The sequence below is a fragment of the bacterium genome (assembly GCA_014360495.1).
Taxonomy (GTDB): Bacteria; Armatimonadota; JACIXR01; order JACIXR01; family JACIXR01; genus JACIXR01.
On the sequence record JACIXR010000003.1, the window covers coordinates 198,883 to 217,572 of the forward strand.

General features: G+C 43.4%; 20 protein-coding genes and 2 tRNA genes. 5 read left to right on the forward strand and 17 right to left on the reverse strand.

Features of this window, described 5'->3' with window-relative positions:
• Positions 1-86 precede the first annotated feature (86 nt).
• Entirely contained in the window at positions 87-578 is a 492-nt protein-coding gene (locus H5T88_03650) for a hypothetical protein (GenBank protein ID MBC7329435.1), read from the forward strand.
• Between the two features lie 42 nt (positions 579-620).
• Here the strand turns inward: H5T88_03650 and H5T88_03655 are convergent, their stop codons facing one another.
• The 3 genes from H5T88_03655 to H5T88_03665 form a co-directional block, all read right to left on the reverse strand.
• Positions 621-1,274 carry a hypothetical protein gene (locus H5T88_03655; protein ID MBC7329436.1) on the reverse strand — a complete coding sequence of 218 codons (654 nt, stop codon included), beginning with the start codon at positions 1,272-1,274 and terminating at the stop codon, positions 621-623.
• A gap of 219 nt (positions 1,275-1,493) precedes the next feature.
• On the reverse strand, positions 1,494-2,987 hold the full coding sequence (ppcA, locus tag H5T88_03660) for a phosphoenolpyruvate carboxylase (protein MBC7329437.1): 1,494 nt from the start codon (positions 2,985-2,987) through the stop codon (positions 1,494-1,496).
• A gap of 15 nt (positions 2,988-3,002) precedes the next feature.
• Entirely contained in the window at positions 3,003-3,809 is an 807-nt protein-coding gene (locus tag H5T88_03665; protein MBC7329438.1) for a ZIP family metal transporter, read from the reverse strand.
• Positions 3,810-3,836: 27 nt separating this feature from the next.
• On the opposite strand from H5T88_03665, the gene H5T88_03670 reads away from it, so the two are divergent.
• On the forward strand, positions 3,837-4,460 hold the full coding sequence (locus H5T88_03670) for a polysaccharide deacetylase family protein (GenBank protein MBC7329439.1): 624 nt from the start codon (positions 3,837-3,839) through the stop codon (positions 4,458-4,460).
• A 194-nt stretch (positions 4,461-4,654) separates the two neighbouring features.
• On the opposite strand, the gene H5T88_03675 is transcribed toward H5T88_03670, so the two are convergent.
• From H5T88_03675 to glmU, 4 genes are all read right to left on the reverse strand, one after another.
• Positions 4,655-4,729, reverse strand: a tRNA-Asn gene (locus H5T88_03675).
• A gap of 186 nt (positions 4,730-4,915) precedes the next feature.
• The gene (locus H5T88_03680; GenBank protein MBC7329440.1) at positions 4,916-5,485 is read right to left on the reverse strand and encodes an aminoacyl-tRNA hydrolase; all 570 of its coding nucleotides are present in this window, start codon (positions 5,483-5,485) and stop codon (positions 4,916-4,918) included.
• Positions 5,481-6,446, reverse strand: coding sequence for a ribose-phosphate pyrophosphokinase (locus H5T88_03685; GenBank protein MBC7329441.1), 966 nt, complete (start codon positions 6,444-6,446; stop codon positions 5,481-5,483). Before H5T88_03685 ends, H5T88_03680 begins: the two co-directional genes overlap by 5 nt.
• A gap of 27 nt (positions 6,447-6,473) precedes the next feature.
• On the reverse strand, positions 6,474-7,862 hold the full coding sequence (glmU, locus tag H5T88_03690) for a bifunctional UDP-N-acetylglucosamine diphosphorylase/glucosamine-1-phosphate N-acetyltransferase GlmU (protein MBC7329442.1): 1,389 nt from the start codon (positions 7,860-7,862) through the stop codon (positions 6,474-6,476).
• A gap of 314 nt (positions 7,863-8,176) precedes the next feature.
• On the opposite strand from glmU, the gene H5T88_03695 reads away from it, so the two are divergent.
• From H5T88_03695 to H5T88_03705, 3 genes are all read left to right on the forward strand, one after another.
• Complete coding sequence (locus H5T88_03695; protein ID MBC7329443.1) at positions 8,177-8,671, forward strand: hypothetical protein; 495 nt, start codon at positions 8,177-8,179, stop codon at positions 8,669-8,671.
• A 36-nt stretch (positions 8,672-8,707) separates the two neighbouring features.
• Positions 8,708-9,157: a hypothetical protein gene (locus H5T88_03700; GenBank protein MBC7329444.1), complete on the forward strand. Its 450-nt coding sequence runs from the start codon at positions 8,708-8,710 to the stop codon at positions 9,155-9,157.
• A 322-nt stretch (positions 9,158-9,479) separates the two neighbouring features.
• Positions 9,480-9,965, forward strand: a complete 486-nt coding sequence (locus H5T88_03705) for a hypothetical protein (protein MBC7329445.1) — start codon at positions 9,480-9,482, stop codon at positions 9,963-9,965.
• A gap of 115 nt (positions 9,966-10,080) precedes the next feature.
• On the opposite strand, the gene H5T88_03710 is transcribed toward H5T88_03705, so the two are convergent.
• The 10 genes from H5T88_03710 to H5T88_03755 form a co-directional block, all read right to left on the reverse strand.
• Positions 10,081-10,154 (reverse strand) — tRNA-Gln (locus tag H5T88_03710).
• Between the two features lie 285 nt (positions 10,155-10,439).
• Positions 10,440-11,546 carry an NADH-quinone oxidoreductase subunit D gene (locus H5T88_03715; protein ID MBC7329446.1) on the reverse strand — a complete coding sequence of 369 codons (1,107 nt, stop codon included), beginning with the start codon at positions 11,544-11,546 and terminating at the stop codon, positions 10,440-10,442.
• Complete coding sequence (locus H5T88_03720) at positions 11,530-11,865, reverse strand: NADH-quinone oxidoreductase subunit C (protein MBC7329447.1); 336 nt, start codon at positions 11,863-11,865, stop codon at positions 11,530-11,532. The genes H5T88_03715 and H5T88_03720 overlap by 17 nt, the downstream gene beginning before the upstream one ends.
• Positions 11,866-11,991: 126 nt before the next feature.
• The gene (locus H5T88_03725; protein MBC7329448.1) at positions 11,992-12,471 is read right to left on the reverse strand and encodes an NADH-quinone oxidoreductase subunit B; all 480 of its coding nucleotides are present in this window, start codon (positions 12,469-12,471) and stop codon (positions 11,992-11,994) included.
• A complete protein-coding gene (locus H5T88_03730) occupies positions 12,462-12,836 on the reverse strand; it encodes an NADH-quinone oxidoreductase subunit A (protein ID MBC7329449.1) in 375 nt (124 codons plus the stop codon). The genes H5T88_03725 and H5T88_03730 overlap by 10 nt, the downstream gene beginning before the upstream one ends.
• Positions 12,837-12,932: 96 nt before the next feature.
• A complete protein-coding gene (locus tag H5T88_03735; GenBank protein ID MBC7329450.1) occupies positions 12,933-13,541 on the reverse strand; it encodes a hypothetical protein in 609 nt (202 codons plus the stop codon).
• A 7-nt stretch (positions 13,542-13,548) separates the two neighbouring features.
• Positions 13,549-14,349, reverse strand: coding sequence for a hypothetical protein (locus H5T88_03740; protein ID MBC7329451.1), 801 nt, complete (start codon positions 14,347-14,349; stop codon positions 13,549-13,551).
• Between the two features lie 25 nt (positions 14,350-14,374).
• The gene (locus H5T88_03745; GenBank protein ID MBC7329452.1) at positions 14,375-16,504 is read right to left on the reverse strand and encodes a sigma 54-interacting transcriptional regulator; all 2,130 of its coding nucleotides are present in this window, start codon (positions 16,502-16,504) and stop codon (positions 14,375-14,377) included.
• Between the two features lie 35 nt (positions 16,505-16,539).
• Positions 16,540-18,120 (reverse strand): glycosyltransferase family 39 protein, encoded by a 1,581-nt coding sequence (locus H5T88_03750; protein MBC7329453.1) that lies wholly within the window; start codon positions 18,118-18,120, stop codon positions 16,540-16,542.
• Positions 18,101-18,688: a DUF5317 domain-containing protein gene (locus H5T88_03755; GenBank protein MBC7329454.1), complete on the reverse strand. Its 588-nt coding sequence runs from the start codon at positions 18,686-18,688 to the stop codon at positions 18,101-18,103. Before H5T88_03755 ends, H5T88_03750 begins: the two co-directional genes overlap by 20 nt.
• Positions 18,689-18,690 lie beyond the last annotated feature (2 nt).

Here is an 18,690-nt window from a genome sequence, read left to right on the forward strand (position 1 = left end):
GTCAAGCAATCCCCACGCTAAGGAAAGAACTGTTATTGATAAAAATTTTCATTTATTTTATACTTTGAATAAGGAGGCGATGAAACATGAGATTGCGGTTATTGTTGCTTATTTTGGTTTGCCTATTGATTGTTGCAGGGATAGTATGGTGGCGCTGGGGATACTTAGTCTTTTATGAAGTAAAAAGAGAAAGAGCTATGGAAATGATGATGAAAGGAAGCATTCCTTCAGAGATGATGCCAAAGCCGTTGGGGAATCCCCAGGCAAAAGTCGTTATGGAGGTTGTAGCACCGCCTTTTGCCTGCCACAATAGAGAGCTAATACAAATAGCGGAAGAGCTGGCGAGAAAATATCCCGATAAAGTTTACATCAAATTCACAGGCACTCCACCCGCTGGCGCCGCCACATGCCTTGGCGTGGTGATCAATGGGAAACAGAAATTTCAAATTGGAGACCAAACGATAGAGCTACACGGACCATTGATGCCCAAAAAGCCAGCTGGCGCTAAAGGTGGCTACACGAAAGTGGACATAGAATCCGCCTTAAAACAGGAGATAGAAAAAGCTTACAAAAAATGACTTCCATTAGCTTATTCCTCTAAATAAAGCTCGTAATATCGGTCATTTAAATAGCTTGAGCGTATAAATTCCTTTAAAGGAGTTCAAAAAAGTTAGGCTCCAGAAGATAACCAATAACCAAAACAACGCATAGCCGATATAATCAACAAGGTATAGATTGAAAAATTTCGCTAAGGTATTTGAGGCCAAAACATAAGCACCTAAATGGTGGAGTATGAAGCGATAAAAGGTAATAGCAAGAAGAGATAGCCAGAGGAAGAATCCCGCTCCCCAAGAAAAATAATTCAACACGATTAGCAATTCCCATCTCAATCCATTGAAATACGATAGAAACAAAGAGCCACCCGCGGGAATGACTATGAGGGCAACAGGTGGAATGAACCAGGCGGGATTTATGTGGTCGAGCTGTACATGTTTCCCCTCGAAAACTATTAAAGGAATTAAAATGGCGAAGAAAATGGTCAGCAAGGTCCCGGCAAACCAGAAAACAAATCCCGCGATGACATTTTGTAAATATACAAGCATACCCATACCAATCAGCATAAAACCAACGCCAATTGTGGGATAGAATTGCGTCGTGATGTGATGATTAAGGTCAGCGACGGCTTGATTTGGATAAAACACCCACCTCAAAACCCAAGGGATAAGCAAGATAAAAGCCCGAGCGATGTTGAAATAGAAAAGGAAGAGACCCAAAGTCCTAAAAAAGGGAGAAACTCCGAGTAAGAATTGCAAGCCAAGCGGGAGAGAAATTCTTGATTATTATGTTCTCCTGCTTCGCAATTTGCATTTATATAACTCCTCAAATTTCTTTCTGATAATTTTTATCAAAAAGATAGGAAAAGGCAAATCGGGGAATTTTTCAACATTAGATTTTCAGTCAATCTACTTTCCCGCGATAAAAACAGAATCTTGTTACCCCAAAAATCGCCTGATGCGAGCAGCTTGAACGATGAGTTCAGAGAGTTCCTCGTTTCTCTTCCCATTTTTTAGGATGGATATTATCCTCGTGGTTATATCCCTATGCTCCTCGTTTATTTGGAAATCAAAAAACCTCAACGCTTTTTCCACATTCTCTTTAATTTTGAGGGGCAGGATAGTTAAAACAAGTGGATTATAGAAAGCGAGAGCGTCTATCATATCTTCATGGAAGTTCTCCCAAGGATAGTTATCCTTAATAACCGCTAAATCATCCTTATCCAAACAATGGAGCCCCAATATCTCAGGAGGCAAGCCGATGGAATAGAGGCTAGCACAAAAGCCAATTGCCCTGGGGAGCTTTATGTTTCCAATTCCCCGCGCATAGCCAAATAATCCGAAATGGAGCTTTCTCAACCTCCTCCTGGGGACGAACGGCGATATCTCCTCTATCAAGGGGACGAGCTCGGGAATCTGCTCCTGATAAGCTTTTGCGGACTTTTCTCCCAACTCTATGCTTCTCTTTTCATCCACCTTCATAGGCTCCCCCCTTTTCGCTGAATTTATCTTCTTAACGGCTTTTCTCACCATGTTCTTCGGCCAGTCATATTTAAAGGAGGATTGTAAGGTAAAGGTATGGCAGGAAGCATATCCTTTTAGCATACTATCTACATTGGTGGGTTTGAAGTTGCCCCTAAAGGGAGCAGAACCTACGCCGAGAATTGGATAGATGGGCACCTCTGACCTTTTCTCCAAACGATACAATCTCTGAAGAGCGACATTGAGGAATAAAACGCTTGAGAGATTGCTGTAGTTCAGAGCAGGGTCGGAGCGCCCGAGGAACACCCTCATATATTCCAATTTCTTTCCCTCCATAAAAGCCTCCACTATCTTATCGCAATTGAGGAGGGAATCCTTATCCTCAAATAGGGGTATGATGCCTATCCTCTCAGGCTTAAAATCCCCCAGCCATTCTTTGATGAGCATATCGTCTTCTGGAAAAGCTCTCATAAGAGCCTGACCAGAGACGAAATTCCTATAATAAGCTTCAAGACGATTTAACTGTTTCACCGATGTTGTCATCGGGAGAATTATCTCAAAAACGGGAACGATTTCTCTTTCATAGAATATTTTCGCGATGAGGGAGGAGTAGATTATATTATGGAGAATTTGGGGCAGTCTTGCTCCATCAACGGGCTCAACGCTTGGATTGGGGACACGAGGCGTGAGGAAAAATCTCTCACCAATAGGATTAACTTTAAAGAAGTCCTGATACCTCATAAGGAGTTTCTCTATGACCAAAGGGTCTACCTCTTTACCCTCCCAATCCCACATCTGTTCTCTACAGTCAAGCTCGCTATATGCGAAATATGCCTCAAAGATTTCCTCCTCTCCCGTGAAAACCTCGCCGGCCGCGAAATCCGGCATCCTCGCATTGTCGGGATGTTGAGTGCTCATTGTTTTAGGAATCGTCCTTCTTCCCCTGGACATCTCATTCCTCCTTTCCTAAATTGCTAAATCCATAATCATCAAGATGAAACCAATCATCAAGCCGAGCATAGCGAGATGGGCGTTAGCCTCGGAGTGAAATTCGGGAACGAGGTCCTCAAGTATAACCGTTAGCATCGCTCCAGCGGAGAACCCCATAGCAAAGGGGAGAGCAGCTTTAGCGAGTGTGGTCCCGAAAGCGGTAAAGAGAGCACCTATAGGCTCAACAACTCCCGATAACTGCCCATAGAAGAAACTTTTCCACCTACTCAAACCCTCCCGCCTTAGCGGAACAGCAACCGCTAATCCCTCGGGAAAATCTTGTATGCCCACTCCCAGCGAGAGAGCAAGGGAAGCGGAAAGGGGCGCGATTTGAGGATTTAAGGAAGAAGCGGAAAAGCTAACCCCAACGATTATTCCCTCCGGCAAATTGTGTAGTGTAACCGCCAGGACCAACAGCAAGGTCTTGTGCCAGTTCGTGCTTAACCCCTCTGCCGTCCCATCCGGAGCCCCTATATGAGGATGAGGAATTAGGATGTCTAAGCCTCTCATAAAAATCCAACCCAACAATAAGCCAATTGAGCCCGGTAGCCAAACGGGGAGATGATTTTGTCTGGCTATTTCGGTAGAGGGAAGGAGAAGGGACCAGAATGTAGCGGAAAGCATCACGCCTGAAGCGAAACCAAGCATAACATCTAACGCCTTTCTGCTAAGGTTCTTGAAACCGAAAACCACACTCGCTCCCATAGCGGTGAAGAACCAGTTAAGAGATGCCATAAGCGTTGCTTGAGCAATTGGGTTAAGATGAATAAACCATTCTTTCATAGCGAATATAATTATTTTTGTAAAAAATTGACTGAAAGGCAAGGAAAAGGAATAATATATATCAAGATGTTCCTTCTTTCCTTTATTCCCCATCTTTTACTTGCACTTGTAAACAAGCCTTTCCTCCCCTCTAAGCTGGAGGAAAAGGTTCCCATTTTGATGTATCATCATATAAGGGTTCCACCAGCGGGAGCCAAGAGATTGGAAAGACTGCTCACGGTTACTCCCGACGATTTCTATAAACAGATGGAAGCGCTATATAAAGCAGGATATAGAACCATATCATTAAGCGAGCTTTTTGAGAGAAAATGGGAGAAAAAGTTCATAATAACTTTTGATGATGGTTATAAAGATGTCCTCACGGAAGCCTACCTGATACTTTCCCACTTCGGTTTCAAGGCAACGATTTTCGTTATCGTTAATGAGATAGGAAAACCGGGGCATCTCAACTGGTGGGATATAAAGTTTTCGGAATCCCAGGGATGGGAGATTGGTTCCCACACAATGAGCCACCTAAATCTCACCCATTTATCTCCTTCACAACATTGGAAGGAGATTTACGAAAGCAAAAGGAAATTGGAGGAAAGATTAGGGCATCCCATATATTTCATTTCTTATCCACAGGGGAAGTTTAACGAACAGGTAATTTAATTGGTGAAAAAAGCGGGCTATCTCGGAGGGGTGACGACCATATTCGGAAAGATAAACTGTATTGAAGATATTTATAAATTGAAGAGGGTCCGGCTAAACGGGGGAACGCCTTTGAGCTATTTCATTGAAAAAGTGTTGGGTAGCAACAATAAAACTTTAAAAAGCCCATATTCCCTTTCCCGCTGAGTTACATATGGCTCCGGGGGCAGGACTCGAACCTGCAGCCCGCTGGTTAACAGCCAGCCGCTCTGCCGTTGAGCTACCCCGGAAACCATTTTAAATTATAGATTTAAAACTATTTCATGTCAAATTTTCTTTATAATTCCATAACATTTGAGACTCATTAGGAGATTTTCTATATTGCTTGACTATAAAATCTAAAATTAATCTCCGTGTAGTTAATCACCAGCGCCTTTTGGCCGCAATAACATGGCTCTTCGCCCCATCAATGACCGCTAACTCGTTTCCGCAAGAAGGTTAAAGGAATTGTATTTATTCATCGCTTCCTCTATCCCTTCCTTTAAAATACACTCAACCGCATCCACCGCTACATCCAAAACCTTCTCCAAAATCTTCATCTCCTCCTTCTCAAATTCCCCCAACACATATTCCACTAAATCCTTTATCCCTTCCCTTCCTATCCCAACCCTTAAGCGTGGGAAATCTTCCGTTCCCAGCTCCTTTATAATTGAGCGCAATCCATTATGCCCTCCATCAGACCCTTTTCTCCTTATCCTTATCCTCCCCAAGGGCAAGGCGACATCATCACAGATGACTAGCATATCCTGAGGCGATAAGGAAAACCTTTGGAGAAGAGCCTTAGCCGCTTTCCCGCTCAAATTAACATAAGTATACGGTTTAGCAAGAACGATTGCCTCCCCTTCAGCCACCCTGCTTGAGCAGTATTTCTTCTCAAATTTCAACCCCATTTTTCTCGCCAAGCGAGAAACCACCATAAAGCCAACATTATGGCGTGTCTTTTGATACAAGCGCCCGGGGTTGCCTAAACCAAAAACGATTTTAATACTCAATCTTTCTCTGAGGCACACTTCGGAAGAGGACGCTGACCGATTTCTCATAGTGAATCCTTGCTATTGCTTCCGCAAGCAAGGGAGCAACGGATAGAACCTTTATCTTTTGGCTGTTCTTTTCGCCCAAAGGGATTGTATCCGTGACCACGAGCTCCTCTATCGGTCCGTCTTCTATCTTCTTGACCGCCTCACCGGAGAGGACCGGATGGGTGCAACAGGCGAATATCTTCTTTGCGCCTCTTTCCAACAGAGCCTCCGCGCCTTTAAGTAAGGACCCACCTGTATCAACTATGTCATCTACCATTATCACCGTCTTTCCCTCAACATCACCGATTATCTCCATTGCCTCCGCTCTATTCGGCTCGGGACGCCTTTTAGCGATTATAGCGAGGGGAGCTCCTAATAGCTCAGCGAAGTGCCTCGCTCTTGCAACTCCTCCCACATCGGGAGAGACCACAACTACCTCCCCATTTGAAAGACCCAAGGAGTTGAAATAGTCGGCGAGAATGGGAACGGCGGTTAATTGGTCAACTGGACAATTGAAGAAGCCCTGAATTTGGTCGGCGTGGAGGTCAACTGTGAGAACTCTATCTGCTCCCGCAACGCTTATCAAATCCGCAACCAATTTAGCGCTTATCGGCTCACGAGGTCTCACCTTCTTCTCCTGCCTACCATAACCGTAATAAGGAACAACCGCCGTTATCCGCCTCGCAGACGCCCTCTTGAAAGCATCTAAAAGAAGCAAAAGTTCCATTAGGTTTTCATTTACTGGATGGCAAGTCGGCTGGATTATGAAAACGTCCATCCCACGCACCGATTCATCTATCTTTATCCTTATCTCCCCATCCGAGAATCTGCCAACCTCGCCCCTCCCCAACTCTATCCCCAACTCCTGTGCCACATCGTATGCCAGCTTAGGATTAGCGTTTCCTGTGAATAAACGAAGGTCCTTCATCTCTTATTCCTCCTTTCTATAAAAGAATTATAACTGCTCCTTCCTCTTTTTCTCCATTCTTTTTTTAGCCCAATCTTCCTTGTTTTCCTGCCTTGACCTACCTATCCCGAGGGCATAAGGAGGCACATCTCTATTTATAACGGAACCCGCAGCTATATATGCATAATCACCTATCTCCACAGGAGCAATAAGGATTGAGTCGGAACCCACAAAAACGTGCTTACCTATATAGGTAGGATTCTTCTTTTCTCCATCAAAATTACAAGTTATAGTCCCCGCCCCTATATTGGTTCCCTCTCCTACGAATGCATCGCCCAAATAGGAAAGGTGCATTGCCTTCACTCCCTTTTCTATTCTACTGTTCTTCACCTCAACGAAATTCCCTATGGCAACTTCGTCTTCCAAAACGGTTCCCGGTCTCAAGCGAGCAAATGGACCTATGCAACAATTCCTCCCGACCTTTGCCTCCTGAAGAAATGAAGCGACCACCTTCGTCCCCTCCCCTATCTCGCAATCCTCTATATGGGAAAATGGTCCAATCTCACATCCTTTAGCAACTCTTGTTTTTCCCTTGATGAATGTGAAGGGATGTATGGTCACATCCCTCTCTATCTCTGCTGTAGCCTCTATGTATGTGTTTTGAGGGTCCTCAATCGTCACGCCTTCTCTCAATAACCTCTCAATCACCTTTTCTCTCATAATTCTCGCTACCTCAACTAAATCCTTTCTATCGTTTATCCCCTTAGCCATCCAGCTTTCCGGTAGTTTTATTGCTTGGGTATTGTGTCCATCGCTGTAAAGAAGACCCACCACATCGGTTAGATAGTATTCCTTTTGGGGATTATCGTTGCTGATTTTTTCAAGATATTCAAATATCAGGGGAGCCTCAAAAAGATAGACGCCGGCGTTTATCTCGCAGATGCTCTCCAATTCTGGAGGAAGCTTCAACCCCCTTGGCTCAATTATCTCTTTAACTTTCCCCTCTTTATCCCTGATGATTTTCCCGTAAATTGTCCCGGGAAGGTCAGCGGAAAGAAGAGTGCATTTGGCTTTCGTTTCTAAATGCTTGTTCAACATATCCTTGATTATCTCGGGTGGAACGAGGCAGACATCCCCATATATCGTGAGGATTACCCCATTAAAATTTTTGAGGATTTCCTTCGTCGCTAACAAGGCATGAGCGGTTCCTTTCGGCTCACCTTGGTCCACATACTCAAATTCATCTCCCAGTTGTTTTCTTATCAAATCCGCCTTATGTCCAACGACGAGGATTATCCTTTCAAATCCCGCAGATTTACAATTATCAATAATATGTGAAATTAAGGGTTTTCCTAAAAGGGGATGAAGCGCCTTGGGAATATCGGACTTCATCCTGGTGCTCTTTCCAGCGGTCAAAATAACCGCCACTTTATCCATTCGTCCTCACCTTCTTTCCTATTTTTCATCAAAAAAAGACAACAAACGACTATCTCTCATCAAGATATTATCATTTTAAATGAAGAGCTTGAATTAGTCAAAATTCTTTTCCTATTAAAATGCCCGCCAAACCTCAGCGAGCTCCAAAGGACCAAAATAATATTCTCTATGCGAAACTTTAAAACTTTCAAAATAGTCAAATAATTGGAGGTAAAATAGGGAATATGTTAAAACCATTCGGCGTTTTCCAACTCTATCGGGAAAGCTGGTAAATATATCGCAGTAATTTCAAGAAATCGCTACACCTTTTATCCTTGCCCATCCTATTCTTCCTCTTCTCCACAACCTCCCTCTACCTCTTGGACGAAACTATTCTCAGATACTCCCCTCTCTTCTCAATTCTCTCCTTCATTTTTTATCTAACATCTCTCCTCCTCTTCCCCTTGTCCTTCCTCTCACTTCGTCACTCCCTTTCCCTCAACCTCCCCTTCAAACAATCACTCCAAATATCTTTCAAGAAACTCCCTCGCTTCCTCCTTCTCGTCTTCATCCTCATTTGTATTCTCCTTGGCAGTTTCATACTCGGTTTCATCCCCTTCATCCTCGCCTTCAGCTGGTTCATCCTTTCTCCTTACCCTCTCCTTGAAGGCTATGAGATTGTAGATTCCCTCCTCCTGAGCAAATACCTTGTTAGGGGAAGATTCTGGCGAACTCTCCTCAACCTCTCCGCCATCACCCTCCCCATGCTCGCAATCGGGATAGGAATTCCCTTACTCTTCTTCTTTAAAATAGACAAAATCTACCTATAAGTCCATTTAGCTATCTCAACATTCGCTATTCTCCAATTGTTCCTTTCCCCATTCCTCATCATTTATCTCTCCCTACTTTATGAAAGCTTGAAACGAAGCAAGGAACTCCCAGAGAAAGCCCTCACTATAAAATGGGAAATCTTTTATGCGATTCCCGCTCTCCTGGGTCTTGTGTTGATGAGCTTTCTTTTAATCTTCTCCCTTTTGAATATTTTCTGGGGAAGGGATATACCCCCGATTGACGATAGAGAGCTTATTTTGAGTAAGGTAGAAATACCTAAAAGCGATAACGCTATATACGACCTTATGTTCCCAACAACCAAGATGTTTAGTCCTTGGCAAGAATCACTAAGTTTCCTTCCCGAAGGCTATGAGAAAATCTACAACCTACCATCTCCCCCACCTGGAAATAAGAGGAGAATATTAACACCTCAAGAGCAGCAGTCCCAAAGAGAATGGGAAGAAATGTTGATTTCTCCACATTAAACCCGGAGCTGTCCTCGTTGAGAGAGATTGCGAGATTCTGCATAGCGAAAGCCAACTTCCCTTTCTATTCTGGCAATGAGGAAGAAGCTTTCCATTGGTTGCTTGATACCGCCGGTATAGGGAAAAAGCTCATATAGAGCCCCGCACAGCGGGAATAATGGGATATCTCGTTGGGAATGCACTATGCGAAATGAGCTATCGCGCCATGCGAGATTTACTACCGAAAAGCCATCTCGCCCCATCATAATTATCAATATTTGCTCATAGATTGTTGACCCATCATGCAAATGTTGAAAGCGATTCCTTGAAGAGAAGCATAAAAATGGATTATATGTCGCTTATAAACACCCTTAACGATTTTACACTTCCCAACCCGCACAATTGGAGCAAAAAGAAGTGGCGCGAGTTCATGGCTGAAATTGAGAATGTGGCTCTGATACTTCCATATTTTTGTCCCTATTTTCGTTTTCTCCTCAAGCCGAATAGGACGAATAGGGGACTTTTCACTTCTTATAAAGAGGCTATTTTGAGTATAGGCAAGCTATATAAGGAGGCAAAGCTTACCTCACCTCCACAAGAAAAGGAGAGCCGAATTTTAAAATACTTCACTCCTTTTGAAGAAGATTCACCGAGAGCGTTATTCAAAGAGAATTCTTTCGGGAAGATATTAGTGGAAAATCTCTTTATACCTTATGAAAGCTTTCTTGCTACCTTTGAGCGGGAATGCAATAGAGCTTTCAGCGCATCAGCGCTCACTTGCGTTTTCGCCCTGAAAGCCTATAAAAGGGATAATTTACTGTGTAGGTAAAGATTTGAAAGACTCAGGAGGAAGTCCGAAGTTTCGCCAAACTCCCTTTGGTAGAGAAAGGCTGGCTCTTTCGGAGATGGACGACCCAACAATTGAGATAGGCTTTAAATAAAACTGGCTGGGGAGGGAGGACTCGAACCTCCACTAAGGGATCCAAAGTCCCGTGTGCTGCCGTTACACTACTCCCCAACCCATTTAAAAATTATAGCGAGTCTTCCCCTTTTTGCAAAATTTGAAAGATTTTATGACTTTGAAACCCCCAGAAGAATTCCCTATCGCTTGACTATAAAATCTAAAGGAGAATCTTCCTTCCTTGCTTCTTGGAACACCGAAAGCTTCTTTTGCTTCTTCTACCCCTACCCATATCTACTATTTGGAACTTTTAGAGATTCAAGTTTGGCTAAAGCTCTCAATATTTTCTCAAAATTAAAAAGGGCAGACGATTTCAAACCTCTATAATTCGTCCTTAAACCCTTATCTGTCTATCTCGCCGAGGAGGATGTCAAGGCTTCCCAATATCGCTATCAGGTCCTGAACTTTCATCCCTTTCGCTATCTCGTTTATCACTGATAAGTTGCTGAAGGAGGGAGCGCGAATCTTTAATCTATACGGCTTCGTCCCTCCATCGCTGACGAGGTAAACCCCCAAAGCACCTCTTGGCGATTCAATCCAAACGAATGTCTCTCCCTCGGGAACCTTATATTGGGGAGGGAGCTTCTTCAGGATATCCCCCTTCGGAAGGCTTTCCATCGCTTGGCGGGTAATCTTCACCGCTTCCCTCATCTCTTGTATCCTCACCCAATATCGGTCAAAACAATCTCCCCTATCCCCTACGGGAACATCAAAAACGAACTGGTCGTAAACGCAGTAAGGTTGAGCCTTCCTTATGTCAAATGCTAAGCCCGAAGCCCTCAGACAAGGTCCAGTCACTCCATAGTTAATCGCCGTCTCCAGGGGAAGAATCCCTACATCCTTCGTCCTCAATTGGAATACCTTGTTCTGGGTGATAAATGTCTCATATTCATCCACTTTCTTTGGGAAAGTGTCAAGAAATTTATCCAACTTGCGAAGGAATTCGTCATCAGCATCTCCCCTGACGCCGCCAGGACAAATATAGGAATACAACATCCTCCCGCCGCTGAGCCTTTCCAATAAATCCAGAATCTCCTCCCTTTCCCTAAAGCCGTACATATAAGCAGACATCGTGACGGCGCTGAGGTCCAAAGTGAAAGTGGCGAACCAAACGAGATGGCTAGCTATCCTGTTTAGCTCCATAGCGATTACCCGGAGATATTGAGCTCGCGTAGGCACCTCTATCTGCATAAGCTTCTCAACGGCGAGGGAATAGACCATATTATTGAACATCGGGGAGAGGTAATCCCATCTGTCCGTGAAGGGAAGATATTGGGTATATGTTCTCTTCTCCGCTATCTTCTCCATTCCGCGATGAAGATAGCCAATTATGGGGTCGACTTTAACAATTGTCTCGCCGGAGAGGGTTACGAGCATCCTCAGGACCCCATGAGTGGATGGGTGCTGGGGTCCTACATTTACTATTATTTCCTCAGTTCGGAGGGCCATCCTCGTGGAAGTCCTTACGGAGGGGGAAGAAGTCGTCCTCTCCCTCTTCTAAGAGGATTCTGCGAAGGTCGGGATGACCCTCAAAGATGATTCCGAACATATCGAAAATCTCCCTTTCCTGCCAATCCGCAGCCTTGAAGACCTCATAGACGGAGGGAACTATCGGTTCATCTTTTTCAGTGAATGTCTCAACAACACACCAAGTTGCCTTGGAGATTGAGAAGAGGTGATAGACTATCTCGAATCTATCGGGAAGCTCTACTCCACTGATGGAAGCGGGGAGGGTATAGCCGTGTCTCTTCAGGAAATCGCAGACCATAACGACTTCGTCTTTATCAACAATGATAGTGGGCTTGCCATCTACCTCCTTTATCTCCGCTTTTGGAAACTCTTTTTTAAGCTCTTCCCAAGTTTCCTTATCCAATTTTGATTCGCCTCCTAAAATTTAGATGAAAGCGGGTTCTTTTCTTATTTTCTCTTGAAGGGCAAGGATGCCGTTTATCAATGCTTCAGGGCGAGGTGGACAGCCAGGAATATAGACATCCACGGGGACTATCTTGTCAACTCCCTGCACGACATAATAGGAATCATAGAAGCCGCCGCCCGAGATGGCGCAGGCTCCCATAGCGATTACCCATTTGGGGTCCGGCATTTCCTCCCAGAGCCTTCGCAACCTCCTCGCCATCTTCTTGGTCACAGTACCAGCGACAATCATAACATCAGCCTGTCTTGGAGTTGCTCGGAAGACAGAAGCGCCGAAGCGGTCCAAGTCAAAGCGGGAAGCACCCGTAGCCATCATCTCTATTGCACAACAGGCGAGACCGTAGGTTAAAGGCCAAAGGCTGTTTCGTCTCGCCCAAGTGAATAAGTCGTTGACGGGCACTCTGATTATACGAGGTAGAGGGATTTTCTCTATCAAACCCATTCCAGATGCCCCTTTCTCCAAGCGTAAATCCAGGCAAGGAGGAGGATAAAGAGGAAGATGAGCATCTCACCATAAAGGAAAGAGCCTCCTCCCGCTTGGATGAATTTCTTGAAAATGAGGGCGAAGAGAAGAAGAAAGACTCCGGCAACATCAAAGACGAGAAAGAGAAGGGCGAAGGTATAGTAGCGGACATTGTATCTATGCCAACCCGAGCCGATTGGTTCCTCACCGCACTCATAAGTTGTGAGCTTCTCTCCTCTTGCCCTCCAAGGGCGAAGAAGCCAGGAGGTTATTATAGCGGCAACGGCGAATACTATTCCTACGAAGGTGAAAAAGGCTACATAGCCGAAGAATTGTGCGTTCATTTTCTTTTTAATTATAATGGCTTCCACTTGAAAGTCAATTCATTGTATAATTCCGTAACATTTGAGACTCATCAGGAAACTTCCCACATCGCTTGACTATAAAATCCATTGGTGGCGCTTCCTTGCGAACTTGTCTCCGAGTAATCCTCCCAAAATCCCGCCCAGACCCGTAGCGAGAGAAAATAGAAAGATAATTATCAAACTCATTAAATCTGGTTTATTTTCGTAAATATGGATATAGTCGGAGAGGGAGAAGTAAAGGAAAGAGAGAAAACCCAAGAGCCCGCTGTAAATCCATCTTTTTGAGAGTTTAGCATAAATTAAAATCAAACTTCCCAAAAATCCGCTTAAAAAATAAGCCAAATAAGGTTGGAAAAGGATTGCATAGCTGATGAGGTTGGGAGGTATGGCGCTTCCACTGGGAGAAATCAATACGAAGAGCCTGAAGACCAAAGGAGGTAGAAGGGAGATGATAAGCCAGGAGGAAAGGGCGAAAAGCAGAATATTTCTCGTCTCGCTTATATTGAAAAGCTTGACCGCAAATAAAAGGATTGAGAGGATTAGGGCAACCATCAAACTGGTTATCAGGTTTGTCATAAAAGGAGGAAAGTGGATTTGCCTGATAAATGAAAAGAACCACCTATTAGGGAAAAGAAGGATTATGGCGAATGATAAGAGACAGATGTATTTAAAAGTTCCCTTCAATTTTCCTTTAAAGCCAGCCTTTGCGTTTGAAATAATAATAATACATAGAGCCCGCCGTGATAATAATCACTGCCCACACAATTGGATATGTCCAAGGCCAGTTCACCTCGGGCATATTTTTGAGATTCATTCCATAGATACCGACGATGAAAGTGAGGGGCATAAATATCGTGCCTATAATGGTGTGGACTTTCATAACTTCGTTGAGGCGAATGCCCACGCTTGAGAGGTAGATGTCCAATATGCTGGCTAAAATCTCCCTCATTGTCTCAGGCGTCTCCCTAAGGTTGAATATATGGTCTATGGATTGGATGGTTTGAGGGACGGGAGAAGTTATGGCTTTCTCTTCAAGGTTTTCCAAACCTTCTCCCAATTTATCCAAGATAAAGAAATAGAGGGAGTTGGGGAGGAGAATCAAGCTTATCTGCTCTGGCTCCAAATCATCTCCTTTTTTAGCGATGTGGAAGACTTTAAAAGTCGTGAAAAGATAATCTTCAAATTCCTCAATTTTGGGGCGTTGGTCTGTTTCGAGGATGTCTTCAATGACGAGGGGATGAAGCCCAAAGCACTTGCCTATCTTCTCAACTGTTTCTACTTCGTGGATGCCGATTATCTCAAGCCAAGCATTTCCATTAAGCTCTTTTAGGGATGAGCAATCTGGAAACTCCTTTAAAGTTTCCTCTTTAAAATTTTCCTTATCATAGGTGGTTATCCCGATTTTTGCTTCTCCTTTTTTCTCTCCAAGGTAAACGGAACTTCCCGGCGGAAGTCCTAATTTCTTTATCCTCTCCTTGAACTTTCTCGGCATTTCTCCTCACGAGATCCCGCTGATTTCAATCTTCCAACAAATTGTGTTTTCTTAATGCCTTTCTTATTTTAAACCTGCTAACAATATATCCGCCATCTTTTAGCTCCTCACGCTTTGTAAGCAGTTGAGCCACTGTTTTACAGATTGCTTGTAATTCTCTTATATTTCCTCGCCATTCTATTCTTTCGTCCATCAGCTCGTCAAAAGCCTCATATTCAATAACGAGCGTTGCATTCTCTCCTAATTCTCTTTTAAGAAATGAATAAAAAAGGATGGGAAGGTCTTCCCTACGCTTTTTCAGCTCAGGTATAACAATCTTGCCATTTCTAATCATCCTGAAATATAAATCCTCTCTCATTCTCCTTAACTTTCTAAGCTGTTCATATATAAAATCGCCAAGGAAACCAGCAAATAGACCCCCGCCGGAACGAAGGACATCATAAATATATTCAACCTTCGTTAATTTTTCAGGGTCCTCATTTGTAAGCCCAAGGATCAATACGTTTGTTTCTCTCAACCACTTGTTTATATTCTCGTAATCGGTCGGGCGATAGGGTAAAGTTGTCCGCCGTAGCACTGCTTCTAATAATGGTATTTTGTAAGTCAATAGCTTTTGGTCTTGTAAGGGTGGCAGCTCTTTGTTTTCTATGAAACGAAGTAGCGTGCCTTGCACTTCTGTAGGTAGACTGTTGAGTTCGTCAAACACTAATACAACGGATTTCTTCCCTTCTTTTTTAGCTTTTTTAAAAACTTCATATAGGCGTTCAATGAGACGCTGTGATGCATGCGGCTCGTGGGCGTAGAAACCCTCCGCGAGATTGAATGTTTCGAACAAAGCGTCTCTAAAAGGGGGAGCATACGTAGCTACTAGCTTGGCCATTTTCTCCTTTCCTGTGCCGGAGCCACCGACTATCAATACACAAGGGACCGCCCCAGCGGCGGGTTGAGAAGTTCTCTGGAAAGAAAGAGCAGTCTCTAACTGCTTTATCATTCCAGGGGAAGCTACAAGGTATTCCGGCATAATTAGTGTTTTCTCAATAACCTCTTTTATACCTGCTATATTAGTTGCATGTCTATTACAGGTTTCCTTCCTAAAATCCCACATGTCAAAAAAGGCTTTTTCTAGTGGAAGTAAATCGTTTTTGTTTCCATCATCTAAGATTGGTAACCAATTTTTTGTTATGTCATCCAGTATATCTTTAAGTTGATTTATGCATAGTTGAGTGCGTTTATTTAGTTGGTCCTTTAATCTTTTTTCTCTTATATAATTATGAAAGATAATGAGTAATGGCAAATATTCCTCCTTTGAAATTTCCCAAAGCAAATGCACTATTTCCTTTTCTATTTCTTTTCTTTTCTTTTTTGCTATATTTTTCTTGCTTTCTTCAGTTTGTGATTCGGGTCCACTTGGAATCTCAAACTCTTCCATCGCCACTGTTAACTGGAGAATACCGTAAAGAAAAATATTGGATGCAATTGGAATATAATAATAAATTGCCCTCCTTTTTTTTACATCCCCTTGCAAATACCACCACCATTCCCTATCCATTGTTAACCATTCTTTTTTAATTTGGTTCGTATCTAGGCCAGCTTTGTCATATTTATACTTTAAATATTTTGCAAATTTTTTTATATCTTTTTTATCAAAATGATAAATTTCTTCAGCACTTGCTACTTCTAGGGGTTCCTGCGAATGTATTTTTTTCTTCTTTTCCCTTATAATAGAACGGAGTGTGTCTATTAATTTGGGCGTATCGAATGGAAGTTTATAATTTCCCTTAGCAGTTAAAGGCATATAAATTTCTAAAGGTTTATAAAAATCGGCGATATTTTTTTTGAGGCGGAGTTCCGCCGTTATTCGTTCCCACCAGCTCCCATTAAATTCATCAATTTCAACCATTGCTGGAAACACAGGCCTTAAATTATATCTTCGAGCAAAGGGGAATAGAAATTTCGCGCGCGCCCCTGCCTTAAAGTCACTTATAAGAGAGACCGGTTCAACAGGGAAATATTCGCAAAAAGTAAAAGAATGGATTCCTAACTCGCTTAGTTTTTCCTCCAACTTTTTATAAACTCTTCTATTACACCCATAAGCCACTAACTCTAACTCGTTACAATATTCTTCAGCGTTTCTTGTCGTCAATTTGTTACCCAATTTTTTTCACCTCCATTTGTAACAAAAGTATAATGCTATCTCCTTATTTTGTAAATCCTTATTTCTGGGAAAGTATAGAGGACATCTTCGGGAATCAATTGGGGAATGAAGGGGAAGGAGATTCCCAAGAAGCAAAGCTCTCTTTTAAATACTTTTTCCAATTTATACTTCCCTTCTAATGCCCTCCAGAATTCAACCGCAGGGGGACGCCTCAACCTAAGGGGATGTATGAACTCAAAATTTGAGACGACGAAATAATCCGGTCTCTCCTCAAGAAGTCTCGCTCTATCCCAACCTATAACGCTGAACTTATAGGGAGAGTTCAAAGCCCATTCATAGAAATCTCGCTCGCTCATCTTTCCACCGTTGTAGGGGATAAAGGCAGGAGAGTAAAACCAAGGGAGCTGAAGCAAACCTACTTTATCTCCTCTTCTCAAATTCCTCCTCAGCCAATCTCCCGCCAAATCCCTTGGGTCCTTGCCCATAAGGCTTCTGAGATAAGCGATGGAAAGCAGGGAAGTATAGATTGAAATCAATATAAAAGTGAAGATAGCTATTTCTCTAAAGAGGTTCTTCTTTGCGGGAAAGAAGGGACGGGAAGCAAAGATGATTATGAAAGGAAGGAGGGGGATGAGATATCTTGCGAAGCGGACATTGGAGAAGCTGATGAGTAAAAAATAGGGTATAAAAAATGAGAAGATGAGCAAATCGCCATGGGAGTGGGAAACAAGGGCAACGAGTAAGCCGAGGATTAGGGCAAGGAAAAGGGGGATGCCAAGGGTGAAGAAGAGAGTTCGTAAATTGTAGAGCCAACCCGGACCGGTGTTGACGAAGAGGTCTCCGTGTCCAAGCCTCGTATGATGAAGCTCGTAAAGGAAATCATTCTTGAACTTGGGAAAATTAATTAGGCTCCCGGGACAGCCAATGAGAAATCCAGCGATTATGCCTAAGCCTAAAAGTGCTAACCTCTTGTATGAAAAGCCCTTCTTGAAAAGGAGATAGAATAAAGGGAGGGAAATGAGTAGGGCATTGTATTTCGTCGCTGTAGCGAACCCAGTAAACAAACCTCCCCATAGGAAATAGATATCCTTCCCACTCTTGAGGAGAAGGACGGAGAAGAGAAAGGAAAGGGTAAGGAAGAATGTGGTTGGGACATCCACCGCTGCATAATGGGAATGGACCATATGAAGGGGAGCAATTGCTAAAAGGAAGGCGCTCGCCTTGGCGACATCCTCGTTATAAAGATTCTTTGCGATTTGGTAGACAATCAAGACGGTTGCTCCACCCATCAATGCAGAGGCTATCCTCCCCACTAAAATCATCTGGGAAAGGGCGATATAAGAGGGACCGCCATTTATTAAGCCCCAAGCAAGGGCAAGAGTATTTAGCAAGGATACGATGAAAATGTAAAGGCTTCCATAGTTATAGAATTTGGGGTCGAGCTGGAGGCGAAATATATCAACATTGGAGGAAGCGCCGATGATGAGAATCTCATCGGGATGATAGGAGAAATAATGCTCGCTGTTCGGCAATCCCCATCTTATGCCTAAAAGGCGCAGGATTATAGCTATAATGAAGATGCCGAAGAGAACCGAATTAAACCTTCTTGCCTTCATCTTTTGCGAGCATCCCCCTTTGGATTAAAAAGCATATCCCCAAGCTCATAATCAAATCTCCCGGGCTGAATATATTTCTCCTTAGTAACGCATATGATATTCCGCCCTCTCCGAGGAAATGAGGTGGAAAGGGGATGTAATCGGAGAGAAAGAAAAAACGCTCTTCTCCATTTGATAGCTTATACCTAAAATATCCACCTCTTTTCGCCGCCTGAAGGAACTTCTCCTCTGCGTGAATGTATTGCAAGGCGGGACGGTATATGGGCATCCTCCCTCCGTTCCCACAGATAACGAGGAAATTCATAAACAATCCGATAGCGAGAAGATACATTTCCCAATAGTGGCGGTTGAAAATAGGCCAGAGGATGAGAGGGAGGAAGGAGACGGTGTAAAGGATAGGGACGACAGTAGAGGGTTTAATGCGGTGGATAATGAAGGCGAGCAACTGGAGGAAGAAGGCGATATAGAGGAGATAATAGGCGCGCAGGTGGATATGAATGAAATTCCTTAGGCTTCCCTTTCTCAGCCAACCTATGATAAGGGAAAGAAAGAGCATCTGAATGGACATAT